At 63.8% G+C, this 26,466-nt stretch carries 25 protein-coding genes and 1 pseudogene; 19 read left to right on the top strand and 7 right to left on the bottom strand.

The features are described from left to right. A partial coding sequence (locus V2L18_RS20720; RefSeq protein ID WP_336180240.1) for a hypothetical protein occupies positions 1 to 2,275 on the top strand: 2,275 nt, incomplete at its 5' end. 46 nt (positions 2,276 to 2,321) lie between these two features. Here the strand turns inward: V2L18_RS20720 and V2L18_RS20715 are convergent. After that, a complete protein-coding gene (locus tag V2L18_RS20715; RefSeq protein ID WP_336180239.1) occupies positions 2,322 to 2,624 on the bottom strand; it encodes a HigA family addiction module antitoxin in 303 nt (100 codons plus the stop codon). Positions 2,625 to 2,641: 17 nt separating this feature from the next. Further along, the gene (locus V2L18_RS20710) at positions 2,642 to 2,923 is read right to left on the bottom strand and encodes a type II toxin-antitoxin system RelE/ParE family toxin (protein WP_336180238.1); all 282 of its coding nucleotides are present in this window, start codon (positions 2,921 to 2,923) and stop codon (positions 2,642 to 2,644) included. 133 nt (positions 2,924 to 3,056) lie between these two features. Between V2L18_RS20710 and V2L18_RS20705 the strand changes: the two genes are divergently transcribed. The 6 genes from V2L18_RS20705 (at position 3,057) to V2L18_RS20680 (ending at position 7,023) form a co-directional block, all read left to right on the top strand. After that, complete coding sequence (locus V2L18_RS20705) at positions 3,057 to 4,700, top strand: hypothetical protein (protein ID WP_336180237.1); 1,644 nt, start codon at positions 3,057 to 3,059, stop codon at positions 4,698 to 4,700. Further along, on the top strand, positions 4,700 to 5,302 hold the full coding sequence (locus V2L18_RS20700; RefSeq protein WP_336180236.1) for a DUF4376 domain-containing protein: 603 nt from the start codon (positions 4,700 to 4,702) through the stop codon (positions 5,300 to 5,302). The genes V2L18_RS20705 and V2L18_RS20700 overlap by 1 nt, the downstream gene beginning before the upstream one ends. Positions 5,303 to 5,377: 75 nt before the next feature. Further along, positions 5,378 to 5,941, top strand: coding sequence for a glycoside hydrolase family 108 protein (locus tag V2L18_RS20695; RefSeq protein WP_336180235.1), 564 nt, complete (start codon positions 5,378 to 5,380; stop codon positions 5,939 to 5,941). A gap of 102 nt (positions 5,942 to 6,043) precedes the next feature. Continuing rightward, on the top strand, positions 6,044 to 6,406 hold the full coding sequence (locus V2L18_RS20690) for a hypothetical protein (protein WP_336180234.1): 363 nt from the start codon (positions 6,044 to 6,046) through the stop codon (positions 6,404 to 6,406). Positions 6,407 to 6,412: 6 nt separating this feature from the next. Beyond that, positions 6,413 to 6,643, top strand: coding sequence for a hypothetical protein (locus tag V2L18_RS20685; RefSeq protein WP_336180233.1), 231 nt, complete (start codon positions 6,413 to 6,415; stop codon positions 6,641 to 6,643). A gap of 125 nt (positions 6,644 to 6,768) precedes the next feature. Beyond that, on the top strand, positions 6,769 to 7,023 hold the full coding sequence (locus tag V2L18_RS20680; protein WP_336180232.1) for a hypothetical protein: 255 nt from the start codon (positions 6,769 to 6,771) through the stop codon (positions 7,021 to 7,023). Positions 7,024 to 7,212: 189 nt separating this feature from the next. Here the strand turns inward: V2L18_RS20680 and V2L18_RS20675 are convergent, their stop codons facing one another. The 3 genes from V2L18_RS20675 to V2L18_RS20665 all read right to left on the bottom strand — a co-directional run bounded on the left by V2L18_RS20675 (position 7,213) and on the right by V2L18_RS20665 (position 10,627). After that, positions 7,213 to 7,521, bottom strand: a complete 309-nt coding sequence (locus tag V2L18_RS20675) for a DUF1778 domain-containing protein (RefSeq protein WP_336180231.1) — start codon at positions 7,519 to 7,521, stop codon at positions 7,213 to 7,215. Positions 7,522 to 8,077: 556 nt separating this feature from the next. Further along, positions 8,078 to 9,298 carry an amidase family protein gene (locus V2L18_RS20670; RefSeq protein WP_336180230.1) on the bottom strand — a complete coding sequence of 407 codons (1,221 nt, stop codon included), beginning with the start codon at positions 9,296 to 9,298 and terminating at the stop codon, positions 8,078 to 8,080. A gap of 435 nt (positions 9,299 to 9,733) precedes the next feature. Then, complete coding sequence (locus tag V2L18_RS20665; protein WP_336180229.1) at positions 9,734 to 10,627, bottom strand: LysR family transcriptional regulator; 894 nt, start codon at positions 10,625 to 10,627, stop codon at positions 9,734 to 9,736. A 120-nt stretch (positions 10,628 to 10,747) separates the two neighbouring features. On the opposite strand from V2L18_RS20665, the gene V2L18_RS20660 reads away from it, so the two are divergent. Then, the gene (locus V2L18_RS20660) at positions 10,748 to 11,143 is read left to right on the top strand and encodes a cupin domain-containing protein (RefSeq protein WP_336180228.1); all 396 of its coding nucleotides are present in this window, start codon (positions 10,748 to 10,750) and stop codon (positions 11,141 to 11,143) included. Positions 11,144 to 11,170: 27 nt separating this feature from the next. Then, positions 11,171 to 11,914 carry an SDR family oxidoreductase gene (locus V2L18_RS20655; protein ID WP_336180227.1) on the top strand — a complete coding sequence of 248 codons (744 nt, stop codon included), beginning with the start codon at positions 11,171 to 11,173 and terminating at the stop codon, positions 11,912 to 11,914. 207 nt (positions 11,915 to 12,121) lie between these two features. Here V2L18_RS20655 and V2L18_RS20650 read toward each other — a convergent pair whose 3' ends face one another. Next, positions 12,122 to 13,432 (bottom strand): esterase-like activity of phytase family protein, encoded by a 1,311-nt coding sequence (locus V2L18_RS20650; RefSeq protein WP_336180226.1) that lies wholly within the window; start codon positions 13,430 to 13,432, stop codon positions 12,122 to 12,124. A gap of 199 nt (positions 13,433 to 13,631) precedes the next feature. Beyond that, complete coding sequence (locus V2L18_RS20645) at positions 13,632 to 14,492, bottom strand: LysR family transcriptional regulator (RefSeq protein ID WP_336180225.1); 861 nt, start codon at positions 14,490 to 14,492, stop codon at positions 13,632 to 13,634. A 94-nt stretch (positions 14,493 to 14,586) separates the two neighbouring features. On the opposite strand from V2L18_RS20645, the pseudogene V2L18_RS20640 reads away from it, so the two are divergent. From V2L18_RS20640 to cydC, 10 genes and pseudogenes are all read left to right on the top strand, one after another. After that, a pseudogene (locus V2L18_RS20640) lies at positions 14,587 to 15,545 on the top strand (quinone oxidoreductase). Between the two features lie 327 nt (positions 15,546 to 15,872). Further along, positions 15,873 to 16,511, top strand: coding sequence for a glutathione S-transferase family protein (locus tag V2L18_RS20635; RefSeq protein WP_336180224.1), 639 nt, complete (start codon positions 15,873 to 15,875; stop codon positions 16,509 to 16,511). Positions 16,512 to 16,813: 302 nt separating this feature from the next. After that, positions 16,814 to 18,298: a SulP family inorganic anion transporter gene (locus tag V2L18_RS20630; RefSeq protein ID WP_336180223.1), complete on the top strand. Its 1,485-nt coding sequence runs from the start codon at positions 16,814 to 16,816 to the stop codon at positions 18,296 to 18,298. 48 nt (positions 18,299 to 18,346) lie between these two features. Then, on the top strand, positions 18,347 to 19,201 hold the full coding sequence (locus tag V2L18_RS20625; protein WP_336180222.1) for a universal stress protein: 855 nt from the start codon (positions 18,347 to 18,349) through the stop codon (positions 19,199 to 19,201). A 350-nt stretch (positions 19,202 to 19,551) separates the two neighbouring features. Continuing rightward, positions 19,552 to 20,001, top strand: a complete 450-nt coding sequence (locus V2L18_RS20620; protein WP_336180221.1) for a DUF6858 family protein — start codon at positions 19,552 to 19,554, stop codon at positions 19,999 to 20,001. Positions 20,002 to 20,111: 110 nt separating this feature from the next. Beyond that, positions 20,112 to 21,692 carry a cytochrome ubiquinol oxidase subunit I gene (locus tag V2L18_RS20615; RefSeq protein WP_346433433.1) on the top strand — a complete coding sequence of 527 codons (1,581 nt, stop codon included), beginning with the start codon at positions 20,112 to 20,114 and terminating at the stop codon, positions 21,690 to 21,692. Positions 21,693 to 21,717: 25 nt separating this feature from the next. After that, positions 21,718 to 22,872 carry a cytochrome d ubiquinol oxidase subunit II gene (gene cydB / locus V2L18_RS20610; RefSeq protein ID WP_336180220.1) on the top strand — a complete coding sequence of 385 codons (1,155 nt, stop codon included), beginning with the start codon at positions 21,718 to 21,720 and terminating at the stop codon, positions 22,870 to 22,872. A 24-nt stretch (positions 22,873 to 22,896) separates the two neighbouring features. Further along, positions 22,897 to 23,031 carry a cytochrome bd-I oxidase subunit CydX gene (gene cydX, locus V2L18_RS20605; protein WP_336180219.1) on the top strand — a complete coding sequence of 45 codons (135 nt, stop codon included), beginning with the start codon at positions 22,897 to 22,899 and terminating at the stop codon, positions 23,029 to 23,031. A 3-nt stretch (positions 23,032 to 23,034) separates the two neighbouring features. Then, on the top strand, positions 23,035 to 24,762 hold the full coding sequence (gene cydD, locus V2L18_RS20600) for a thiol reductant ABC exporter subunit CydD (protein WP_336180249.1): 1,728 nt from the start codon (positions 23,035 to 23,037) through the stop codon (positions 24,760 to 24,762). After that, positions 24,759 to 26,453 carry a thiol reductant ABC exporter subunit CydC gene (gene cydC / locus V2L18_RS20595; RefSeq protein ID WP_336180218.1) on the top strand — a complete coding sequence of 565 codons (1,695 nt, stop codon included), beginning with the start codon at positions 24,759 to 24,761 and terminating at the stop codon, positions 26,451 to 26,453. Before cydD ends, cydC begins: the two co-directional genes overlap by 4 nt. Positions 26,454 to 26,466: the final 13 nt, after the last annotated feature.

The raw sequence follows: 26,466 nt of genomic DNA, 5'->3' as shown, positions 1-26,466 counted from the left end.
GGCGACCTATGCCCGCCTCGTGGACAATCCCATCTACACGAGGATGAACATGGAAGGCCGGTCGCTCGGCAGTGACCTGACGCACGGCGGCGATGCCTCGTCCACGGGGGCGAGTGTCGAGAACCTGGTCAAATATTACGAGCGCGGCGCGGTTGCCCAATATCTGCGCGGGGAAAAGAAGCTCTATCGCGCGGCGCGCAAAGCGGGGAAATGGAAGGGGCGCCGCCGTGCGTTCACGGAGGCCGTTGCCCATGCCGCCCGGCGCGGGGATGTGGACCCGGACGGCAACGAGTTCGTGAGCGAAGCGGCGCAACTGGCGCGTCAGAAGATCTTTGATCCCCTTCTGAAACGCATGCAGGAACTGCGCATCCTGCCCGACGACCTGCACCTCGACACCGCTCTGAGTTACGTGACGCGTGTCTATGACCGGCCAAAGATCATCGCCCGCGCGTCAGAGTTCAAGGCGATCGTGCGAAGGCATGTCTCCGATGCCGTGCGCAAGGCGCAGGACCGGCAGGAGGCAATCCGCATCGCGCGGACCGTCAACAAGGGCGAGGAGCTGAAGCCGTCTCTGCCCAAGGGGGCCGCGGACGCCCCGGATTTCATTTCGCCGGAGGACTTCAACGACTACGTGAACGAGATCGTCAACTCGGTTTACGACAACGTCACGGGCAACGGTCAGGGGGATATGCCGCAATGGCTGACGCCGGCAACGCGGGGGCCGCTTAAGGGGCGCACGCTCCATATTCCGGATGTGGAACTGGAAGACTTCCTTGTCAGCGACATGGAAGCCATCACGCGCCAGTATGCGCGCACGGCCGGCGCCGAGGTGGAACTGACCGCGAAATTCGGCCGGGCCGACATGCGCGACCAGTTCAAGGCGCTGGACGACGAGTATCACCAGAAGCTCGATGCGGCCAAAACGGAACGAGAGCGCAAGAGCCTGAAGAAGGCCTTCGAGCGGGACAAGGTCAACCTCTCGGCGTTCCGTGACATGATCCGGGGCACATATCGTTCGGCCGAACAGAATTCCAACTGGGGGAGGCTGACGCGGGCTGCATTGACGTTCAACTACATGCGGCTCTTGGGCGGCGTGGCGCTCTCCAGCCTTTCGGATCTGTCACGTTCGGTTGCCGTGCACGGTGTGCGTGCGACGATGCGCGACGGCCTCCCCATTCTCGTCTCGCGGCTCAGGGCGGCGAAGATCTCCCGGGCCGATGCGCGGGCTCTCGGGGCGGTTACGGAAACCGTGCTGCAGAGCCGGCTTGCACAGTTGGCGGAGCTGACGGACCCATATGCCTATGGCTCCACCTTCGAGCGGTTTCTCTCCAATTCCTCCAACGTGTTTTCCCGTCTGACGTTTCTGGGCGCGTGGAACGACACCATGAAAACCATGGCGGCGGTGATGACGCAAAACCGGATCATGCGGAACGCGCTCCGCCCCGGCGCCATGTCGAGAGAAGAGCGGGCCTACATGGCCTATCTGGGCTTCGATGACGGGATGATGCGGCGCATTGCCGCGCAATTCCGTACCCACGGCGTGCGGGAGAAAAACGTCTATGGCGCCAATGTCGAAGCGTGGGACGACGATATCGCGCGCCGGGCCTTCGCGGCGGCGTTGAACAAGGATGTTGACCGGACGATCGTCACGAAAGGCGTGGCCGATACGCCTCTGTGGACGCATTCCAACTGGGGCAAGGTCGTCACGCAGTTTCAGTCGTTTGCGCTTGCCAGTCACCAGCGCGTGTTGATTGCCGGCTTGCAGGAGCGCCCGCACCGGCTGGCCGAACAGATGGTGTTTTCGACCGCGCTGGGCATGCTCGTATCGTGGGCGAAGTACAAGGAGCGCGGCGACGACGACCGGGCAGAGCGGCTTCTGGACAATCCCGGCGAGTGGATCGCCAACGGCCTCGATCGCTCCGGGCTGCTGGCGATCCCGTTTCAGATCTCCAACACCATGGACAAGATCGGCGTGAGTCATGTGGGGCCGGTGCCCGTCACCATTACGTCGGCTTTGCAGACGATGGCCGGCGATCGCGATACCGGCGGCACGGTTTCGCGCTACGCCTCGCGCAACTGGATGGGCGCCCTTTTTGGGCCGAGCGTCGGGCTCGTCCAGGATCTGGTGACGATCGCCTCACAGGTGGCAAGGGGCGAGGTCGACAGGCACGGCGCGAAGGCGATGCTTCGCCTTGTGCCCGGCGGCACTCTGCCCGGCGCGCGTACTCTGCTGAACACAAAGGTCAGACCCGCGCTTGAAAACGCGGTGGAGTGACCACGCTCGATAGAGCAGGGCTCAGCAATCCAATTGATCCTTGCCGTCAGGATGCAAGGCGCTCTTCCGTCTCGATCCGGTGCAACTCGCCGGCCAGCCGCTTTTCGGCGATCTTGAGATCATAGCTGGTCTGGAGGTTCATCCAGAACTGCGGCGACGTGTGGAAGAGTGCGGCCAACCTCAATGCGGTGTCAGTCGTGATCGCGGTTTCCTCCTTCACAACGCGCTCAATACGCGTGCGGGGGACGCCCAGCTTGCGAGCGAGTGCACCGGCACTCAGACCAAGCGGAACAAGGTATTCCTCGCGAAGGATTTCTCCGGGATGAACCGGAGGAAGAACGGCAGCCATTTCGGTTCTCCTTGGTCCTAGTGATAATCGACGATCTGGACATCGTGGGCATTGCCCTCTGCCCAGACGAAACAGATCCGCCATTGATCGTTAATTCGAATGGAGTGCTGCCCTTCCCGGTCGCCGCGAAGAGCCTCCAGGCGGTTTCCCGGCGGGGACCGCAGATCATCAAGGCCCGTGGCATTCTCCAGGATTGTGAGCTTGCGCACGGCTGAGCGAACCAAGTTTGAAGGGAAGCCCTTTGGAGCTTTGCCTTCTGCAATTCGCTCCGTCGTTTTGTCCTTGAATGACCGTATCATCATCGCCTCTGATGGAATGTATCATAGCGTGATACGCGCCGAAGTCAAACAAAAAGTATCATGCGGTGATACGGCGGGTCTGAGGCGAGCCTGCTGACTTCCCACTGCTCTTCATCCAATCAGGAAAACAGACATGACAATTCCCGCGTTTACGACGGGACGGGTTCAGGTCATGGGCGACGGTGTCACCGGCACCGCCCAGATCGACTTTGTGTTCCACGATGCCGGCGATCTGTCGGTCATCGCAACGGATGCCCAGGGGCGGAATACAGTCTGGACGCACGGGGACCAGTTCACCGTGAGCGGCGGCGCCTTCTCCACCGGCGCGATCCAATTCGATCCGTCGCTTCTGCCCGCGGGGCATTATCTGACGATCGCGCTCGTCAGCGATTATGCCCAGGGCTACGCGTTTGACGGATCGAAACTCGATACGGCCGTTATTTCCAATGCGCTCGACAAGATGGCGCTGAGTATTCAGGCCGTCGAGGCGCGTGCATCCCGATCGATGGCGGTCCCGGCCACGCAGGAAGGGGAACTTCCCTTGCTGGAAGTCCCGACGAGCTGGCCGAAGGGGCATGTCGCGCGGATGGGGGCGGACCAACGCCTTGAGACGGTCGCCTATGATCCGGAAACCCTTGAGGGCCATATGACTTCCGCGGCGGGCTCCGCCAGAGCCGCGGCAAGTTCGCAACGCGCCGCGGCAGCTGACGCGGCAGCCGCTTCGACGGCACGACATGGCGCAGAAGCGGCGGAAGAAAAGGCGATTGCTGCACGGCAAGAGGCGCAGAGATTTGCGGCGCAAGCGGAAAGCGCCGTGGGGGTGCCCGCGAGGCTGATCGCGGTCGAGCCTGTCGGCGGGATCGCCTCGACAAATGTGCAGGCGGCGTTGGAAGACCTCGACCAGAATAAGGCCTCGCGCGCGGGTGTCGCCGGTAACTGGTCGGTTGGCGGGACGATCACGAGCGGCGGCGATCTCGTCCTGCGCCGGGCGGCCGGCAATACCCGCGTGCGCGTCATTTCGGAGAGCGGCAGCGCATTCATCGACGCGGACGCCCCGTCCGGTATGAGCGCCATGTTCCGTTGGCAAACAGGAGGCTTCAACCGCTGGACCCTGCACGCCAATGCAGCCGCCGAGACGGGAGGCGATGCCGGCTCCAATCTCGCCCTGTCCTCCTATCACGACGACGGAACGGCATCGGGAACGATCTTCGCCGTGGATCGCGCGAGCGGCGTCATGCGCATCTATTCGGAGCTTCATGTGCCCGGGCAGGAAGTGGGCGACAACTCCCTGCGCGTCGCGAACACGGCCTATGTCGCCGCCGCTCGGGATGCGATCCTCTGGGTGCGTGATGAACGCCCGAGCGGCGAGAAGGGGGGATATGCGGAGGCGACAAAGGTCTGGTTCGCGCGGCCGTTGCAGACGATCGAGGCGAACAACATCCCGTCCGCGAGCCTTGCGGAAAATCGGGTGACGCTCCCTGCCGGCACGTATCTCGTTCACGGCGTTGCGGCCACCTATGCGACGAGTTCCACGCAGTTGCGCCTTCAGGACGTGACGAATGACGTCACGCTTTGCGAGGGCTTCGCCTACTACGCCAGATCAAGCGACTCCAACTCAGGCACGCTGTGTGTGATCGGGCGTTTCGTGCTCGCCTCCGCCGCATCGGTCGAGTTTCAGCAATACGTCAACACCAACGCCGACCAGGCCCTTGGCGTGGCTGTCAACCACGGTGGGCCTGAGACATTTGCCGAGGTCATGTTCCGGAGGATCGCCTGATGAAATACGCTCTGGTCACCGATGGCATCGTCCGCACAATCAGCAAGGTTCCGGTGTGGTCTGTCTCACCGCAAGAGGCGGTGGAGGAGATCGCGGAGATGGGCGCGGACGGGACGACCATCATTCTGCAACCGGCCCGCGCCGCTGTCGCCGGGGTGATCGCGGACGGCTGGATCGAAGTGGAGGACAACGTGTTCACCGGCTATGTCCGCCATGATGACGGGACGTTGAGCGCGCCGCCGACGCCCGCGCCGTCTGCCGACGAGCTCAAGGCCTATCTCGCCTCTATCCGCTTCGGTGCAGAGACCGGCGGGCTCGTCGTCGACACCATGGAGATCGCGACCGACCGCGACAGCCAGGGCAAGATCCTGGCGGCGCGGGTGAAGGCCGGCGCGGATGCCGACTTCACCACCACCTGGAAGGCGCTGAACGGCTGGTTCTCGCTCGATGCGGCGGCGATCGTCGCCATGTCCGATGCCGTGCTCGCCCATGTCGCGACGTGCTTTGCGGCGGAAGAAACCGTCGCGGCCGCGATCGATGCTGGCGAGGTGACGACACAAGCGGCCATCGATGCCGCATTCGCCGCGGCGCGGGGCGGCTGACCAGCTCCGAAAACCAGACCGCTCGTTGCCCGCTCCCAAGCGGGCTTTTTTGTGCCTGCACGTATGAGGATTCCCATGTCCTTTCAGAACTACCGCCAGTGCCTGGAATGGGTGCTGGCCTACGAGGGCGGCTACATCGACCATCCGAAAGATCCCGGCGGCGCCACGAACAGGGGCGTAACGCAGCGCGTCTACACCGCCTATCGCAAACGCCTGGGGCTAAGCACGCAAAGCGTTCGCCACATCACGGCCGACGAGGTCGCCTCGATCTATCGAAGCCAGTACTGGGACGCGATCAGGGGCGACGGCCTGCCCGCAGGCGTGGAATTCGCGGTGTTCGATTTCGCCGTGAACTCCGGCGTGCGCCGGGCGGTCAAGGCGTTGCAGCGCGCCCTGGGCATCCGGGCGGACGGGATCATCGGGAACATCACGCTTGCCGCTGCCCGTGCTGCCGACCCCGAATCCTTGATCACTGCCGTCTGCAAGCGGCGCATGTCGTTCCTGCATCGGCTTTCCACCTTTGCCACCTTCGGGCGGGGCTGGACGCACCGCGTCGAAGGCTACCGCGCCCGCTTCCAGCCGGGCGATACCGGGGTTTTGGATCGCGCGATCCTGCTCGCCCGCTCAGCATCCCGATAAGCCGGGCTCTATCCATTCCGACAATCAATCCTTTCCCGCGCCGGCTGGTCCCTGGCTGGCGGCGGGCTTCCTTGTGCTCGATCAGGGACGATGGAGACTGATATGCGCATTTTCTCTGTGGTTCTGGGCCTTGCCGGTGTGGCGCTTACCTCCGGCTCCGCGTTCGCCGCGGATACCGCCTGGATCTCGACCGTGACGGGCTTCTGGTCCGACAACGCGGCGACCATCTGGAGCGTGATCGCCTCGCTTGTGCTCATCGCCAACGCCATCACCGCGGCGACCGCCACCAGGAGCGATAACCGGTGGTGGGGCTATGTGCTGGCGGTGCTGAACTTTCTGGCCATCAACTTCGGCAAGAACACCAATGCCGACGCGGTGAGGACCATCGGCAACGCCTATGCGTCGAATGCTGCGATCGTTGCCGGGCAGGACGGCGAGGATACCGGCTCGTCTCCGGCCGTGTAACCGCTCATGACGTGGCTCAAGATCATCCTGGCCGCGCTATCGCTGCTCCGGAAATTCGTCGGGTTCCTTGGAGACAGGCAACTCCTCGACGCCGGGGCGGCTGAGGCGATAGCGGCCCAACTGGAGGCATCAAGGGATGCCGCGAACAAGGCTGAAGCTGCTTCTGATGCTGCCATTGCCCGGTTTGATGCTTCTGGCGGCGTGCCAGACGACAGCGACCCGAACCTTCGAGACTGATGTCTCCCAAGCCTGCGGCGATGCGTTGAAGCCGATCCGTTATTCGCGAGAAGACACGAGAGAAACCCGGCGCCAGATCGTTGGACTGAACGCGGCGATCGAAAGCCTGTGTGGGGATGCGCGAGATGAATGAAGCCGATCTGGCGGCCATGCGCCAGCTGGTGAAAGAGGCGAGCCGGGAAGGGACGGGGGAGGCGCTGAGGCGCGCCGGTATCGACGTTGACGACCCGCGCGCCAGTCAGGCCGACATGCTGTTCCTGCGGCAGACCCGAAAAGGTGCCGAGGCCATGAAGGGCAGGATGATCACGGTGTTCCTCACGGCTGCGATGACGGCGGTTATCGCGGCCGTGTGGGCGGGGTTCAAGGGGGCGCTGAAGTGAAGGGTTGAGGAGACGGCGCCGGTCTATGTCGTTACAATCTCGGCGTTGAGCTGCGCGTAGGTCTGCCGGATTGTGGCGATAGGCAAAAACATCTTCAATGGCGCACTCGGGAAAGCCCGAAAACCATGCTTGGCGTACCAGGCTATGCGCTGGGCGGTCGCGTCTTCTCCTCCGTCTTCCACGTCGAAATCAGTCGGCGTACACCACCCGGGTGCGATACCGGCTTGCCGCGCGCGCGGCCGCAGGCGTCGGTTCGGGTGGCGTGTCGAGTGCCGCAGTAAAAGCCTCGATATCGGCCGGCGTCATATCGTGGCGCGTCTGAGCCTTCAGAACGTCTTCGCTCTCGCGGGCGAGTGTCCGGCGCACGAAGGTGGAGACGTCGAGACCCAGAACCGATGCCGCAGCCTCGATACGCGCCTTCAGCGCGCCGGGCAGCCGTGTCCGCAAGAGATCGTCATTCGGCGCGCGCTCTTCACGAGCCTGTTTCAGGTTCTGCATGGCTCACTCCTTCGCCTCCGGATTTGAGACGAGAGTTATTGGGTTGCACTGTGTCCATACGTCAAAAATGACGCGTTTTTATCGCGGGTGAAAGGCTCATCGGCGGCGTCCGCAATCCGGGCCAGAGAGCCGGAAGTTTAGGCTCACGGCTTCCCCGCTCAGAAACCGCTCGGAAACCCCCTGTTTTTGAAGAATGTTCACGTTATGTTCTTATTTTGAAATGGCGGAATTCTGCCGTTTTTTGTGTAATGGCACTCGTTTACACCGAGGATGTCGGGAGTTCGAGCCTCTCACCGCCCACCACTCTTTCTCGTTGATTTCATTGCATAATCCCGTTTTGCTGGGTTTCTGGCGCTCTAACCGGTACACAGCGCTGGTGCATGATGAGTTGTCTTCACAACCTCACGGCCTCTGCGCTGGCGACGTCGTTCATGCTTGCGCCAAGCCCCGTCTGCACCGTGCATTTGGCAGTGGCCGCCGCCGATTGGGCGCCGGTATCGGGTGCCTTCCATAGATAATCTGAGAGACGACACGAGAGAAATCCGGCAGCGGATTATCAGCAAGCCGGAGGCTCAAGCATCGTCTGCACCGCTGCCAGCAGGAATTCATCCTGATAGTGCCCGGCGGCAAAGGAGAGGCCGACGGGGCACCGCTCGACGCTCAGCAGAGGGGCGGAGATTTCCGGCAGGCGACCGACCCCGGAAAACGCGGTTAGGGTCATTGTGGGATCGTAGAACGCCATCACCGCTTCGAGCGTGTTCAGCGATCCTTTCAGGGGGGCGATGACCGGAGTGGTCGGGAAGCAGATGACCGTGCCGGGAGGCAGCGCGGCGTTGATCTGCTCGAAAAGCCGCTCGCAGCGTGTCAGGCTCTCGAGCGTCGCGATCCGGTCGAAATCGCGCACGTTGCCGTAGGCCATGGAGAAGGTGGCGCCGAGTTCGGGCCGGGCGGTCTCGATCCAGTTGCCGACCGTGCTCTGGAATTCCGCCGTTTGCAGATCGCGAAGCGCCTTCAGGTTGCAATCGCTGAGCGGTCTGTCCTCGCCAATGAGCTCTGCGAAGCTGACATTTTCCGGGACGAGGCCGGTTCGCGACGCAATCGCTTTCAGCGCGGCGTGGACCTGCTCCTGCACCGCCATATCGGCGATCTCCACCGCGTCGCTTAGCACGAAGAGCCGCCGCAACGGCATGTTCGGCCTTGCGCCGCTGCGCAGCAGGACGCGCGCCGCTGCGTCGAGATGTTCAAAACCTGCCGCAAGAACGCCCACCGTGCTGACACCGGGCATGAAGGGCAGCACGCCGGCCTCCGAGATCCGGTGCAGGGACGGGCGCATGCCCCAGATCCCGCACAGGCTGGCGGGAACCCGTATGGAGCCGCCTGAATCAGTGCCGATCGAGAAGTCCGCCAGCCCGTTGGCGACGGAGGCGGCGGAGCCGCTCGACGACCCGCCGGGGATGCGATCCGGCGCCCTGGCGTTGCGCGGCGTGCCGAAGAACTGGCTTTCCCCGTCGAGGCTGTAGGTGAACTCATCCGCGACGGCCTTGCCCACGCACCGCGCCCCGGCCGCCAGCAGCTGATCGACACAGAGCGCATTGTGTATGGGGGCGGGATGAGCGTCCCGCCATGCGGGGCTGCCATAGGACGTTCGGTGACCGGCAATGTCGATATTGTCCTTCACCGTGAACCGCATCCCGTCGAGCGGGCCGTTCTTCACAGGGGGAAGGTCAAGGCGCTCGACAAGGGCGCCGAACGGATCGGGAGAAGAGCTTTGGGTCATGGCTCATTGGGATACGCCTGCACATCCAACGTGCCAAGGCCCAGAGATTGAGCGGTGCACCTGGAGGGCGGGGAATGGCCGCCTACCTTGCCGAGGGCGAACTAGCTGATGGAAAGTGCCCCCGGATCGGTAACCCAGAGAACCGCGGGAAATCATGTCGCTTCAGTCGCGCCGCATCCACTCTATGGGAGGCGGGAATCTCTCAGACAGGCCGGCGATGCCGAGAGCGGGATGGAGGGACCGGCAGGAGACCGCCTTGGAGGTCGTCGCCAGCAAGACCGTGTGTTATTGCCGTCGTTGAATTGGAGGCCGTTGGGGATCTCTGTGGGAGCTCCCGAATGCCGCCGGGGATGACAATCGTGCCTGTGTTCTCTACAGGGACAAATGCCCAGATTGCAGAACTGGCGTGTCGGAATACCATTTTCGGGCCGGGCTCTAAGGCCGGTATCGCATCGCCTCCAGGAACGCGGTGAAGGCAGGCGAGACCAGCCGCCGGTTTGGGTAATAGAGATGATACCCTTGCACCGGCGGGCACCAGTCATCCAGAACCGACAGCAATCGACCGCCATCGATATAGGGACGCGCGAGGTCTTCCGGGACATAGGCAAGCCCGAGACCATCGACGGCTGCGTGCAACACGGGAAAAATGCTGTCGAATGTGGCTTGTCCCGCGACCCTGACCTCAAACTCGCGCCCGTCCTTTTCGAATTCCCAGGCATAGAGGCCACCGGCGGATGCCATGCGCAGGTTGATGCATTGGTGATTGGTCAGTTCGCCGGGATGCTCCGGCGCGGAGCGACGTGTGAAATAGTCGGGCGTACCGACGACGACGAAGCGCCAATCGGGTCCGATGCGGACCGCGATCATGTCCTTGCTGATCGACTCGCCCAGCCTGACGCCGGCGTCAAAGTGCTCGCCCACGATGTCGATAAACCCGTTGTTGATGGATATCTCGACGTTGATATCGCGATACTCGCTGAGAAACGCCGCCAGCTTCGGCCGCAGGATCATCTCCATCGCATGGATCGCTGAGCTGACGCGTATGGTGCCTGACGGTTTGTCGCGCAATTCGCTCAAGGCGTCGATCTCGTGGCGGATCTGATCGAAATGCGCCGCGACCGAGCGATAAAGCCGTTCGCCCGCCTCGGTCGTCGAAACGCTGCGGGTCGTGCGCGTGAGAAGCCGCAGGCCAAGGCGCTCCTCAAGCCCGCGGATGGTGTGACTGAGGGCCGAGGTGGAGACACCCAGCTTGGCGGCCGCCCGAGTGAAGCTGCTGTCGTTGGCAACCGCGATGAACGCTCGCAGTTCGCTGAATTCGTCCCGCGCCATTATTGAAGCCTGTTCAATAGTACATCCGATTTATCGCATCTAATCGAATAGCGCATCGTTCCCTATCTTGCCAGCAGACAAGGAAGCCAAGGCAACAAACCCGAGGAAAGGATGAGCAACATGGAAATCATTCGCGCCGAAAACCGGTCGACCGGCCCCGGCCCGACCGACTGGTTCACGGGGGCGGTGGAGGTCGAAATGCTCTTCAACCCGGTCGACAAGGAACGGGTTCAGGGAGCGAGCGTCGCGTTTCAGCCGGGCGCGCGTACGGCTTGGCACACGCACCCGCTCGGGCAAACGCTGATCGTTACGGCCGGTGTCGGGCGTGTGCAGCGCTGGGGCGGACCAATCGAGGAAATCAGGGTCGGCGACGTCGTCTGGTTCGCGCCGGGCGAAAAGCACTGGCACGGCGCCGCCCCGGATGCCGCCATGACCCACACTGCCATTCAGGAAGTCCAGAACGGCAAGGCGGTCGACTGGATGGAAAAGGTGACGGACGAGCAATACGCCGCCTGAACGGACCAAGCAAAAAGAGTATCGAGCATGATCAAGGATAAAGTCGTCATTATTACCGGCGCGTCTTCCGGCATCGGAGAAGCGGCGGCAAGACTGCTCGCCGACAGGGGCGCGAAGGTGGTGCTTGGCGCGCGGCGCGAAGACAGGCTCAAAGAGATCGCCGAAGATATCGGCGAGGCTGGCGGCCACGCCATCCATCAGGTGCTGGATGTGACCAGTCCGGCGGAAAACGATGCGATCGTCAAACTCGCCAAGGACACGTTCGGCCGCGTCGATGCCATCTTCCTGAATGCCGGATTGATGCCGAGCAGCCCGGTCTCCGCGCTGAAGACCGACGAATGGCACAAGATGGTGGATGTCAACATCACGGGCGTGCTCAATGGCGTGGCCGCGGTCATGCCGACCTTTCTTAGCCAGAAATCCGGCCACATCCTCGCGACGTCCTCGGTTGCCGGCTTGAAGGCCTATCCCGGAAGCGCCGTTTATGGCGGCACCAAGTGGTTCGTGCGGGACTTCATGGAGGTTCTGCGCATGGAATCGGCCATGGAAGGCACGAATATTCGGACCGCCACCATCTACCCTGCGGCCATCAATACCGAGCTTCTCACGACGATCACCGACACGAAAACGGCCGAAGGCATGAAGGATCTTTATGCCGACTTCGGAATATCGCCGGACCGGATCGCCGAAGTGGTCGCTTTCGCGCTCGACATGCCGGAAGACACCACGGTCAACGAGTTCACCGTGGGGCCGGCAAGGCAGCCCTGGTAAGGACCCGAAACCGGTTCAGGCGAGCCTCCAGAGACAGCGGCAAGCCTCCGGTATCCGCCGCCTTGCGGTTTCCCCTCCGGCCTCAGAGGGGCCGCTAGGCCGTCTTCCGTGTTGCCACCGCGCGACGGAGACGATCGATCGGTCTGCAATAAAAAAGGCCGGCGTTCGACGCCGGCCTTCTGTTTTTGGGCGACTTCGACCCCGTTCTCAGTTCACCGCGGCGAGCGGCTTGTCGAGATGCACCTTGACGATGGCGCTGTCGGCGCCGGCGATGCCGAAATCGTTGTCGGTTGTCAGGATCAGCGTGCTCGGATCCATTACGGCGACACCCTCGATCTTTTCCGGCATGCCGGGGAGATCGTCGCTGTCGAGCACCAGCGTCTTGGAAAGAACGGCGACGCCGGCGGCGGCGAGATCTTTCGGCGCCAGCTGCTCCAGGCTGGGGCTCAGCGCCGCATCGTCGAACGTGGTCGGCACGGGATTGGCGGCGGCAAGGTCGACCTTGTAGAGCTTCGTGGTCCTGGAGATGCGTTCGAGAACCAGCAGCTGATCGTGGCCAAGGGCCGTCAGTTCCGACACCTTCACCGAACTCTGCTTGGGCGTCTTCTTGGCGCTGTCCGCCTTGAACGTCGCGGGCTCGTCGAGCGGATAGGCGTATTCGCCCAGAACCTTCTCGCTCTTCGGATCGAACTTGAAGATTCGCACGGTCCGCGATTTCTTGTAAGCCGCGTTGTCGGGATTGGCGAGCGGGCTCTGGATCGAGAAGTACAGCGTCGAGCCGTCCGGCGAGGCCGACAGGCCCTCGATGCCGCGGTTGAGCTTGCGCTTCATCAAGATGGCGGGCAACGCGCCTTTCACGGGATAGTCGGCCCCGGCGTAGTCGCTCTCCAGCCCGGCCGGCACGAGACGTTCCAGCACCTTGCCGTCGGCGGCCACATGGGCGATCGACACGCCGTATTCCTCACCGATCCAGTAGCTGCCATCGGCGAGACGCGCAATCGCCTCGGAATCGAAGCCGTTGGGCGTGGACGTGATCTTCTTGCCCTCCGGAGAATAGCCGGCTTCGGTCGTCGTTCCGGTCAGCGGATTGGGCAGGCCGCTCAGCAGCTTGCCGTCCTGGCCGCGCAGCGGGGTCGTTTCGGTGACGCTGACCGCACCGTCATCGCCGATCGTCATCTGATAGATGGTCGGCGTGAAGCCGGGCTGCGGGAAGACCTTGCCGTCGAGATTGCCGTCGCACATGGCTTTTTCGTCGAGGCCGATGAGCTTCTTTGCGTCGCCCTTGCAATCGATGTTCGGCCCGCGATCAGTGATCGTGTAGAAGACGTTTTCCGGATCGCCCGGCCGGTGGTAGGCGCCGGAGCCGAAGCCGACCGAGAGATCGATCGACTTGCCATTCGGAAAGGACACGGACCCGAGCGGGAGAGCGGGGGGCTTGAGCGCCGTGACATCCGCGGCCGAGGCCGCTCCGATCACGACGAAAAGGCCGGTGGCGGAGAGAATTGCAGTTTTGAGCATCGATCACACCATGAAATTTCGAAACGCGGACACAGCTAGGCCTTTGTCATGTCACTTGCGTGAACGTTGGGCGCGGGAGCGCGTCCCTGCGCGTTCGAGAGATTTCTCTGGCGGGACAGATTGATCCCGGTCCTGCGACCGGCACCCCACCGGAACGGTCGTCCGACCGCCTGCCATGGACGGCATAAGACTGCTCTTGTCAGTCTCCGCTGGTGTTACGCAGGCCGTGCCGAAGGATCTCTATTGTCGCGCGGATGCGCGGAACAGACTTCATGTCGGAATGGATAGCGAGCCAGATGTCGCGTCGGACGATCGCGCCGTAGGCTTCCATTGCCACAAGGGTGGGATCGTCCTGCACCATGAAATCAGGCAGAACGGCGATGCCGGCACCCGCCTGAGCAGCGGCAAGCTGGATTTCGGCCGTGCTTGCCGTGAAGGCGATCGGTCGGCCATTCGCGATCTCACGCAGTCGCACCTGTTGTGGCGCTTGTTCCATCAGGCCATCGTCATAGCCGATGAAGCTGCGTTCCGCGTCCGGCGTAGCATTGAGATAATCCGGATTTGCGTAGGCGTAGAAGGTCATCACGCCAAGCTTCATAATCGTCAGTTCGCCTTCCTGCGAACGGCTGAGGCGGATAGCTATATCCGCCTCGCGGCGCTCAAGGGCCGCGCTGCGGCTTTCGCCGATGAGGCGGACCGAGAGAGCCGGGTGACGCTTGCGCAGGGCCGCAAGCGGTGCGACAAGCCGGGTTGCGGCATAGGAAGGCGGGGCGCTGATCACGACTTCGCCGCTCAGCGTCGCGCGCGCTCCCGCCGCCGTCCGCTCAACGGCCTGAACCTCGGCCTCGATCAGCCCTGCCGTCGCCGCGATCCGTTCCCCGTCAGGCGTAAGTGTCAGCCGCCGGCCGCGCCGGTCGACGAGCCGGAGGTCGAGATGCGCCTCCAGTGCTGCGATACGGCGCGCGACGGTCGCGTGTTCAACGCCAAGCGCGCGCGCCGCCGCCGCCAGGCTGCCCCAGCGCGCGAACGCGGAAAAGTGGCGGAGATTTTCCCAATCCATCTGTCAATAATCTCACATTAAATGGGGAAATAAAGGGAATATTCTCACAAGCGCTCCGGTGCCAATCTCTGTCTCCCACATGGAGACTGAGATCATGACCATCGAAATTCGCATGACGGCAACGGGTGACGCAGACGTGCTCAAGGCCTTTGAGACGAGCCTGCCGTTACCCGGGCCTGACGAGATCCGTCTGCGCCAGCATGCTGTCGGCGTGAGCTTCATCGACATCTACCATCGGCGCGGGCTTTATCCGTTGCCTGATCCGCGGGTTCCGGGTGTGGAAGGGGCGGGAATCGTGGAAGCGGTGGGGGCTAATGTCAGAACCGTGCGGGTCGGCGATCGGGTCGCTTATGCGGGCGCGCCGGGCGGTTACGCTGCAACCCGGCTGCTGCCGGCGTGGCGCGTGGTGCCTTTGCCGGACGACGTCTCGTTCGAGACCGCGGCATCTTCGATGCTGCGTGGACTGACGGCGCATATGCTGCTGAGCGTGAGCTTTCCGGTCGGATCCGCGTCGCGGCTGCTTGTCCATGCGGCGGCGGCCGGCTCGGCATCGTGCTGACGCGCTGGGCGAAGCGGATGGAGGCGCAGGTGATCGGAACGGCGAGCTCCGAGGCGAAGGCGGCAACGGCCATTGCGAACGGCGCCGATCATGTCATCGTCGGGCGGGATGCGGATATCGTTGCGGAGGTGGCGCGTCTCACCGGGGGGGAGGGCGTCGATTTCGTCATCGACGGTATTGGCGGCGACATGCTGCGAAAGTCGCTCAAATGCGTTCGCCCGTTCGGGATGGTCGCCAGTATCGGCTGGGTTGCAGGGGGCGTGCCGCCGGTCGCCATTGACGAATTGGGAAACGCCTGTCTGGCGAAGCCGAGCGTCATGGCCTATGCGTCCGATCCGCAGCGCTACCGCGCGGCCAGCGCTGCGGTCATCGAGGCGTTCAGGGCGGGCATCGTGACCGATCTTGCCGGGACATACCCGCTTGCGGAGGCGGCCCGGGCGCAGAGCGATCTGGAGGCGGGGCGCCTGACCGGGAGCGTCGTTCTGTTGCCGTAAGGGCGGGGATCGCGGACTTCGCGCGCGGGGAAAGGGCTGACGTGCCTGCCTTTCGGCTCCAGGCCCGCCCATCGAAATTCCCGAAGAAGTCCGTCGGAACGCTCATGGATGCCCTCGCGCTCTGCCGCCAGCAACGGTTCGGCAACGTTCGCGGCACAGAGCGGATGGCATCCGTCCGGGGAGATTCAACATGGTCGTCGCTGCGGGGTGGCGCTTCGTTTGCGCGTCGAGATCGCTTTCGGATGGCCCTCTTGTCGCGCGCGATTGTTCGGCCGGCGCGAGGGTGGTAGACGCGGTGCCGGGATTTAATTTGCGAAAGAGTGGGCCATGTTGACAGTCTGGGGCCGCAAGACCTCTTCCAATGTTCAGGCGGTAATGTGGTGTATCGCCGAACTCGGGCTCGATTACGTCCGCCACGATGTCGGCCACAAATTCGGCGGTACCGACACGGACGCGTTTTTCGCTCTCAATCCGAACCGGACGGTGCCTGTGCTTCAGGACGGCACCAATCCGCCGCTTTGGGAAAGCGGATGCATTCTGCGATATCTGGCGGGCGCCTATGGCTCAGCCCCGTTCTGGCCCGAGGAGCTTCTGGCGCGCACCGAGGTGGATCGCTGGGCGGAATGGTCGAAGATCAACATCGCGCTTGGTTTCACCGCTCCGGTTTTCTGGCAGGTCGTGCGCACTCCGGCGCAGCAACGCGATCCGGTCAGGATCCGCGCCGGTCTTGACGCTCTGGAACGCAAGCTCGATATCGCGGAGGCCCGGCTCGGGATCCACGGCTTTCTTGCCGGAGACGATTTCACGCTCGCCGACATCCAGTTCGGCCACGTGCTTTACCGCTATTTCGATATCGACATCGAGCGCAAGCCGCTGCCAAACCTAGAGAGCTATTATGCCCGTCTGACGGAACGTCCCGCCTATCGGGATCACGTCATGGTCTCGTATGAGGATCTGCGCGCTTAAGCGATTTGTGCTTTGGCGGGCATTGCGATGTCGCGCTGACGGCAGTCGCGCTGCATGAGCAGAGTTCGCGTTTCGGAACGGCGTTTGCAGTGCGGGAGAATGCCAGTTTTCTGTCGCACGGCGCGGCCGTTTGCCGCTCTTTTCAATTGATCTTTGGCCTGAATCCTGCAACTTGGGGCGCATCAACGGCTCGCGTATCGGCGCGGGCCGTTTTTCATCGGGTGAGGGCCCGGCCCTCTCGTGCCTGCCTTTCGGCTCAAGGCCCGCCCTCGCAATTCCAGCAGAAGTTCCTCGGAAGCCTCATGAACGCCCTCACGCTCTACCGCCAGCAATGGTTCGGCAACGTCCGCGGCGATGTGCTCGCGGGCCTCGTCGTCGCGCTTGCGCTGATCCCCGAGGCCATCGCCTTTTCCATCATCGCGGGCGTCGATCCCAAGGTCGGGCTCTATGCGTCCTTCTGCATCGCGGTTGTCGTGGCGATCACCGGCGGGCGGCCGGGCATGATTTCGGCCGCCACCGCCGCGACTGCCGTGCTGATGGTGACGCTTGTGCGCGATCACGGGCTGCAATACCTGATGGCGGCCTCGATTCTGGCCGGCGTGCTGCAGGTGGGGGCGGGGGTGTTGAAGCTCGGCCGGGCAATGCGCTTCGTCTCGCGCTCGGTGATGACCGGCTTCGTCAACGCGCTCGCCATCCTGATCTTCATGGCGCAGCTGCCCGAACTCATCGACGTGCCGCCGCTGACATATGTGTTCGTCGCGGCGGGGCTGGCGATCATCTATCTGTTTCCCTATGTCACGAAGGCCGTGCCGTCGCCGCTCATCTGCATCCTCGTGCTGACCACGATCTCCATCGCGATGGGCCTCGACCTGCGCACCGTGGGCGACATGGGCGAGTTGCCCTCCACCTTTCCCGTCTTCCTGATCCCGGACATTCCCTTCAATCTGGAAACGTTGCAGATCATCCTGCCCTATTCTGCGGGTGTGGCGGCGGTGGGGCTGCTGGAATCGCTGATGACCGCCTCGATCATCGACGATCTGACCGACACGCCGTCTGACAAGAATCGCGAATGCATCGGTCAGGGCTGCGGCAACATCGCCACCGGCTTCATCGGCGGCATGGCGGGTTGTGCGATGATCGGCCAGTCGATGATCAACGTGAAGTCGGGCGGGCGCGGACGGCTTTCGACCTTCTGCGCCGGCATCTTCCTCTTGTTCATGATCGTGATCCTCGGCGACTGGGTGCGCCAGATCCCGATGGCGGCGCTGGTAGCGATCATGATCATGGTGTCGGTCGGTACGTTCTCGTGGTCCTCCATCCGGAACCTGAAGGACCATCCGCGCTCGTCCTCCGCCGTCATGCTGGTGACGGTGGCCTGCGTGGTCGCGACCCACAATCTCGCCATCGGCGTGCTGGCGGGCGTGCTGTTGTCCGGCATCTTCTTCTCCGCCAAGATCGCGCAGATCTTCCGCGTCTCCTCGACGCTGTCGGAAGACGGACTGGAGCGCACCTACGAGGTGCAGGGCCAGCTGTTCTTCGCTTCCGTGGAGGATTTCGGCGCCGCCTTCGACTTCAAGGAGGTGCTGGAGCGCGTGGTGATCGATGTCGCCCATGCGCATATCTGGGACATCTCGTCGGTTGCGGCGCTTGACATGGTCGTGCTCAAGTTCCGTCGCGAGGGAGCGGAGGTCGAGATCCGCGGCCTCAACGAGGCGAGCGAGACGATCGTCGACAGGCTGGCAATCCACGACAAGCCGGGTGCGCTGGAAAAGCTGATGGGCCACTGAGTGCGCTCAGGGTCCGCAATGCAAGACGAAGAGGGAACGGGAAACGCCATGGCTGACGGGATCATCGTTCTGGTCGACGGCTCGCTTTATGCCCGGAGCGTGTGCGAGCACGCGGCCTGGGTGGCTTCGCGCACGGGCGCGGCGATCACGCTGCTGCACGTGCTGGACCGCCGGGAAGCACCGGCGCCGACGGATCTGAGCGGCAATCTGGTGCTGGGCGCGCGCACTGCGCTGCTGAAGGAGCTGAGCGAGCTGGACGAGCAGCGGGCGAAGCTCGCGCGCCAGCGCGGCCGGGCGATCCTGGAGGACGCGAAGGCCATCGTGCAGGCAGCGGGCGCGGAGAACGTCACCACGCTGCTGCGCCACGGCGACATTGTGGAGACGGTGAACGAACTGGAGGGCGCGGCCGCGCTCGTGGCGGTGGGAAAGCGCGGCGAGGCTGCGGATTTCGCCAAGCTGCACCTGGGTTCCAACCTGGAGCGGATCGCCCGCTCGGTTCATCGCCCGCTGCTGGTGGCCGCCCGTGCCTTCAAGCCAATCGAGAGCGTATTGATCGCCTTTGACGGTGGGCCCTCGGCGTTGAAGGCGGTGGATCACGTCTCGCGCGATCCGCTGTTTCAGGGCCTGAAGATCAGCCTACTGATGGTGGGCTCCGAGACGCCGGAGGCGCGGCGCAAGGTCGACGACGCCCTGGCGATGCTGAGGGCCGGCGGGCTTGAGGCCGACGCCGAGATCCGCGCCGGCCAGCCGGAAACGGTGATCGCGGAGAAGGGCGAGCGCGAGGGCTTCGACCTCCTCATCATGGGCGCCTACGGCCACTCGCGCATCCGCACGCTGATCATCGGCTCCACCACGACGGAGATGATGCGCTCCTGCAAGGTGCCGGTGTTGCTGTTCCGGTAGGGGCGGGGGCGGGGCTCTGCAGTCTCCCCGTTGTCATCCCCCGGCGAAGTCCGGGGGATCCATCTGGGCCCACCATTTGCTGCTGCCATGATGGATTGCCCGGACTTCGCCGGGCAATGACGGTGGAAAGTGCCGGGGCGCCTTCAGGCGATCGCTGCGTTATCATTCTCTTGCGCGCGCAAGCCATTGCGGATGCGCAATGACACAACGTCAGTTTGGCGCGAGAAGAAAGGCACGCTCCGCCTGCGCCACCGGGAGTGAGCACGAAGTCCGAAATCTCTCCAACGGGCCATCGTGACGGCGCGGGCGGGCTGCGTCCCACCCTGTCCGATCCGGCTCACGGATGCCCGATGCACCAGATCATCATCCACGAGAGATTTCCCGTCTTTATCGCGAAGGTCGACAAGTCCGATTGCGGCTTTCCGACCCTCGATGATGTCGTCGCCTACTTCGTGAGGCTGGTCGAGGCGCATCCGGTCGCGCGCCTCATCGGCGTCTTCGATCACTATGCTCACACGAAAGGACTCGCCGACGGAGAGATCGCGCCGGAGATCGTCGGCGCGGTGAACGTCGTGGTGTGCTTTGGAGTTGCAATTCCCCAGCCGGAGATACTGGCGCTCAGGCCGCGCTCGATCGGGATCGCGGATGTCGGTGACCGGTTTGTGGTGAGTTTTCTGGAGACTCCGATGCCGGTCGCGAACACGACAATGGAGATGTGGACGCGCGGCCTTATGACGCGGAATTTTTCACACGACAGCCCAAAAGCGGGGTCTATGGTGGGCCCACCTCCGTCGAATTAGAATAATATCAATCCCAATCAATGACTTAACGTAACACGCAAATTGCCTTGTTCGCACGTATGGCGCGCGCGCTTACGATCGGTGACGCGCGTCCGGAAGGGAGCCGTAATATGATCGATCCCACCTTCGTGGAGTTGTCCCGATGGCAATTCGCCGCCGTGGCACTCTACCACTTCCTCTTCGTACCGCTGACGCTAGGCATGACCTGGATCCTGGTCATCATGGAAGCGGTCTACGTGATGACCGGCAAGGAAATCTACCGCGACATGTCGCGGTTCTGGACCAAGCTGTTCGCCATCAACTTCGCGCTCGGCGTCACCACCGGCCTGACCATGGAGTTCCAGTTCGGCACGAACTGGGCGTACTATTCGCACTATGTGGGCGATGTGTTCGGCGCACCGCTGGCAATCGAGGGCCTGATGGCCTTCTTCCTGGAATCGACCTTCGTCGGCCTGATGCTTCTGGGCCGCGACAGGCTCGGCAAGGTTCAGTATCTCGGCGTGGTTGTGCTGGTTGCCGTGGGCACGAACCTTTCCGCGCTGTGGATCCTGGTCGCCAACGCCTGGATGCAAAACCCCGTCGGTTCCGAATTCTCCGCAGAAACCATGCGCATGGAGATGACGAGCTTCTGGGAGGTGGTGTTCAACCCCGTCGCCCAGGTGAAGTTCATTCACACGGTCGCGGCCGGCTACGTCACCGCCTCCATGTTCGTCATAGGCATCTCGGCCTGGTACATCCTGAAAGGACGTGATCTCGCCTTCGCCAAGCGCTCCTTCGCCGTTGCCGCCGGCTTCGGCCTTGCCGCCTCGCTTGCGGTGATCGTTCTCGGCGACGAAAGCGGCTACGAACTCGGCGACGTGCAGAAGGTGAAGCTCGCGGCCATCGAGGCCGAGTGGGACACCGCGCCGGCGCCCGCCGCCTTCACCCTGTTTGGCATGCCGAACCAGGAGAAGATGGAGACCGAAAACGCGATCACCATCCCCTGGGTGATGGGCCTGATCACGACCCGCTCACTCGACGGGCAGGTGCAGGGCATCAAGGAACTCATCGAGGACCATGAGGAGCGCATCCGCTCAGGCATCATCGCCTACGAGAAGCTCAACGCGCTGCGCAATGGTGACACCTCCGACGAGACCAAGGCGGTGTTCGAGGAGCACAAGGCGGATCTCGGCTACGGCCTGCTGCTGAAGGCCTACGTGGAGAACCCGGCCGATGCCACCGATGCGCAGATCGCGCAGGCGGCGAAGGACAGCATTCCGCACGTCTCCTACCTGTTCTGGAGCTTCCGGATCATGGTGGCGTTCGGCTTCATCATGCTGATCCTGTTCGCGATCTCGTTCTACAAGCTCGCGAGGGGGCGGATCGAGCAGAACCGCACGCTGTTGCGCATCCTGGTCTGGTGCATTCCGCTGCCGTGGCTGGCCGCCGAACTCGGCTGGTTCGTCGCGGAATTCGGGCGCCAGCCCTGGGCCATCGGCGAGGTGCTGCCGACCTTCCTGGCCACCTCCGCGCTGACGGTTGCCGATCTCATCACCTCCATCGCCGGCTACCTGATCTTCTATTCGGTGCTGCTGGCCATCGAGATGTACCTGATGTTCCGCTTCGCGCGGCTGGGACCGAGCTCGCTTCACACGGGCCGCTACCACCACGAGACGGGCGGCGAAACGCTCAGCCTCAACCCCGCCGAGTGAACCGGATACATGAAAGGACCGAGCTATGTTGCTCGACTATGAAACCTTGAAACTGATCTGGTGGGTGCTCGTCGGCGCGCTCCTGATCGGATTTGCCGTCACCGACGGCATGGACATGGGCGTTGGTGTGCTTCTGCCGTTCCTCGGCAAGAAGGACGCCGAGCGCCGGGTCATCATCAACGCTGTCGCCCCGCACTGGGACGGCAACCAGGTGTGGTTCATCACGGCAGGCGGCGCCATCTTCGCCGCTTGGCCGGCGGTCTATGCCGCGGCGTTTTCGGGCTTCTACCTCGCCATGTTCCTGGTGCTGGCCTCGTTGTTCTTCCGCCCGGTGGGCTTCGACTACCGCTCCAAGCTGGAGAACGCACGCTGGCGCAACACCTGGGACTGGGGTCTGTTCGTCGGCGGCTTCGTGCCAGCGCTGATCTTCGGCGTGGCCTTCGGCAACCTGCTGCAGGGCGTGCCGTTCCACCTCGATTCGTTCCTGAAGCCGCACTACGACGCCGACTACCTGTGGGCGCTGCTGCCGCTGCTCAACCCGTTCGCGCTGCTGGCGGGGCTTCTCTCCGTCGCCATGCTGGCGATGCATGGGGCGGTCTGGCTGCAGCTGCGTACCGAAAGTCTGATCGCGGATCGCGCCCGCGCGGCCGTCGGCATTCTGGCACCCGCCGTGACGGTTTTGTTCGCGCTCGGCGGCCTGTGGGTGTGGGCCGGCATCGACGGCTACCGGATCGTTTCCATGGGCGATCCCGGCGGACTGTCGAACCCGCTTGCCAAGGAAGTCGTCCGGGCGCCGGGCGCCTGGTTCGACATCTACTCCAAGATGCCGATCACCATGGCGGTGCCGGCGCTGGGCCTTGCCGGGCCGCTGGTGGTGTGGCTGCTGTCGCGGCTGCGGTGGCCGGGCTTCGGCTTCGTCTTCTCCGCGCTCTCGCTGGTGGGCGTGATCGGGACGGCGGGCCTGTCGCTCTTTCCCTTCGTCATGCCGTCGAGCACCAATCCCGGCTCGAGCCTGACGGTCTGGGACGCGGCTTCCAGCCACCTGACGCTGACGGTCATGTTCTGGGCGGTGGTAATCTTCCTGCCGATCGTTCTGCTCTACACGATCTGGTGCTACTACCAGATGTGGGGAAAGATCTCCGTCAAGCAGATCGAAGACAACCCCTACAACGCCTACTGATCGGGCAACAAGAGGAACGCTATCATGTGGTACTTTGCCTGGGTCCTTGGCGTGACAGCTGCCTTGTGCATCTCCGTGATCAATGTCATGTGGTTCGAATTCCAGGATGATTTCGAACGCAAGAATGGCAATGGCAACGGGTCCGATCAGGGCGCGTAAGACCTGAACCGACGGTCGGGAGAGATCGACATTACTACCGATCGCAAACGTCTGGGCGCCTTCCTGAAAGGCTTCAAGAAGACCGCGAAACGCGATCTTCGCCTGACGCTCACATCCGCGGTGACGACCGGACTGGCCGTCATCGCTCAGAGCTATCTTGTGGCGCGCATTCTGGACGAGTTGATCTTCCAGAAGCGCGCCTTCGCCGCCGTGACGACGGAACTCGTCCTGCTGGCCGCGGTCATCGTGGTCCGGGCCGGGGCCGTGTGGGCGACGGACCGCTTCGCCTTTTCCGCAGCCGCCGCCGTCATGCGGACCTTGCGCGCACATCTCGTGTCCCAGGTCGAGCGGATCGGACCGGTCGCGCTGGCCGATCTGAAGACGGGCGAGACGGTCGCGGCGATTGCCGACGGCGTGCGCGCCATCGAGCCCTACTATTCCCGTTACATTCCAGCCTCCGTCATGGCCGGCCTGCTGCCGCTGGCGATCTTCGCCGTGGTGCTGCCCTTCGACTGGATATCCGCCGTCGTCTTCGTGGTCACGGCGCCGCTCATTCCGGTTTTCATGATCCTGATCGGGGAGGGGGCGGAAAAGCTCAACCAGCGGCAATGGGGGCGGCTGCAGCGCATGTCGGGCCATCTGCTCGACGCGGTACAGGGCCTTGCGACGCTGAAGGCCTTCAATGCCGCGCGGCGGATGACGGAGCAGGTGGCGAAGGTCGCCGACGCCTATCGCCGCGACACAATGGCGGTGCTGAGGATCGCGTTCCTGTCGTCGCTGGTGTTGGAATTCTTCGCAACCGTCTCCATCGCCATCGTTGCCGTGCTGATCGGCTTCCGTCTGCTGTGGAGCGAGATCGGCTATTTCGAGGGGCTGTTCATTCTGCTGCTGGCGCCGGAATTCTATCTGCCGCTTCGCTCCATGGGCACGGCCTATCACGCGCGCATGGAGGCGATCGGCGCGGCGGAAGGCATCGTTGCGCTGGAGGACGTGCCGGCGCTGGCCGAGCCCGGTGGGGCCGAACCGGTGCCGCGGCCGGAGCGGATAGCGCTTTCGTTTGAGGACGTCACGCTGACGTTCGCCGATGGGCGGCGCGCGCTTGACGGAGTGTCGTTCCGTGTCGCGGCCGGCGAGGCGGTCGCGCTTGCGGGACCGTCAGGGGCGGGGAAATCGAGTCTTCTCAATCTGCTGCTGGGTTTCGTTCAACCGACGTCGGGGCGCGTTCTCGTCAACGGCGTGGCGCTCGGTTCGCTCGATATCGCTGAATGGCGCGGGATGATCGGTTATGTGCCGCAGGCCCCGCGCATTTTGTCAGGCACGCTTGCCGCCAACATCGCGCCGGGTGAGGCGTCGCCCGACCGCGCCCGGCTGGAGGAAGCCGTCCGGCAGGCGGATCTTGCCGACGTGATTGCCCGGCTTCCCCATGGTCTCGACAGTTTCGTCGGCGAGGGCGGGGCAGGGCTTTCGGGCGGAGAGGCGCACCGGCTGGCGCTTGCGCGCGCCTTCTACCGCGATGCGCCGGTGATTGTTCTCGATGAGCCGACCGCGCATCTGGATGCTGAGAGCGAGGCGCGGGTGCAGGCGGCGATCAAGCGCCTGCTGCCGGGCCGCACGGCGCTGATGGTGGCCCACCGCAAGGCGACAATCGAACAGGCCGACCGGGTGGTGGGTCTTCGCGCCGGCCGGATCGCGGATGCGCTGCGGATTGAGGAAGAGGAGGTCGCCCCGTGAAGGACTTCCTGCGCGTTCTCAGGCTGATGCGGCCGCAGGCCGGCTGGATGGCGCTTTCCATCGCCCTGTCGGCCATGGCGACGCTCGCCCATGTGGCGCTGATGGCGACGTCGGGCTGGTTCATCACCGCCATGGCGGCGGCGGGGCTTGCCGGCGTTTCCATGAACTATTTCACGCCCGCCGCGATGATCCGCGCCTTCGCCATCGCGCGCACGGGCGGGCGCTACGTGGAACGGCTGGTGGGTCACGAGGCGACGCTGAAATTCGTCGCAAGGCTCCGCCCCTGGCTCTTCGGGAGACTGGAGCCGCTGGCGCCGGCAGCCCTTGAGGATGCGCGCAGCGGCGATCTGATGACCCGGCTTCGCGGCGATATCGACCGGCTGGAATTCGCCTTCCTGCGGATCCTCCAGCCGATGGTTGCGGCTGTCATCGTTGTCGGCGTCGGCATCACATTCGCTGCCTTGCACGATATCGGCATCGCTATTGCGCTGGCCGTGCTGGCGATTGCTGCGGGCGTTGCGTTGCCGCTTGCCGTCGGCCGGCTCAGCGCCGCCCCGTCGCGCCGGGTGACGGCCAATTCCTCCGATCTCAACGCGCTGCTGGTGGAGCATCTGGAGGCACGCGCCGAACTCGATATCTACGATCCGCACCATCGCCACCGCGCGGCGGTGCTCGATACATCCGATGCGCTGATCGCGGACGAGCGCAGGGTGGCGAGCCTCGCCGGGTTCGCTTCCGCTGGCGTCGGTCTTGCCGCCAACCTCGCGCTTGTCGCCGTGATCGCGATCGGCGGGCCTGGACTTGCCACGGGAAGGCTTGCCGGGCCGGATCTCGTCATGCTGGCGCTGATGGGGTTGGCGCTGTTTGAGGCGGTGGGGCCGTTGCCGGTGGCTTTGCAGACGCTGCCGGGGTTCCTCGCCTCCGCACGCCGCATCTTCTCGCTCGCAGACCGCCCCCCACCGGTTGCCGAACCTGATGTGCCCGAAACGGTGCCGGAGACGGGCGAACTCGCCTTCTCACACGTCGGCTTCACCTATCCCGGCGCACTGGCGCCGGCCGTCGGCGACGTGAGCTTCACGCTTCGGCCGGGAAAGCGCATCGCCATTGTCGGGCCGAGCGGGTCGGGCAAGTCGAGCCTGGTTGCACTGGCCCTGCGCTATCGTGCCGCAAGCGAAGGGGAAATCCGGTTCGCAGGGCATCGCGTGGAGGCCTTTGCGGCCGCCGACCTGCGCCGCCGTATCGCCGTTCTGGCGCAGTCGGATCACCTGTTTTCCGCAACGATCGCGGACAATCTCCGTCTCGCGCAACCCGGAGTTTCGCAAGGCCGGATCGAGCAGGCCTGCGCTCTTGCGGGCATTCTGGAGTTCATCGAGGCGCAGCCCGAGGGCTTCGAGACGTATGTGGGCGCGCACGGGGCGAAGGTGTCCGGCGGGGAGGGCCGCCGGCTCGGACTTGCCCGCGCGCTTCTCAAGGATGCGCCCTTCCTCATTCTCGACGAGCCGACGGAAGGGCTGGACCCGGAGACCGAGGAAAGGGTACTTGAGAATGTGCTGGAGGCAACGCGCGAACGCGGGGTGCTTCTCATCACGCACAGTCACGCGTGTCTTGACCTGATGGATGAGGTCATCGTGCTGGAAGCGGGACGAATTGCCGGACGCGGCGCTCCCGACGAGGTCTTCCGGCGACAGTAGCAGGCGATACGCG

This window comes from Breoghania sp. JC706 (assembly GCF_037026715.1).
GTDB lineage: Bacteria > Pseudomonadota > Alphaproteobacteria > Rhizobiales > Stappiaceae > Breoghania.
The sequence above is the reverse complement of the archived record's forward strand: the minus strand, read 5'-3'. Positions and strand labels throughout refer to the sequence as shown.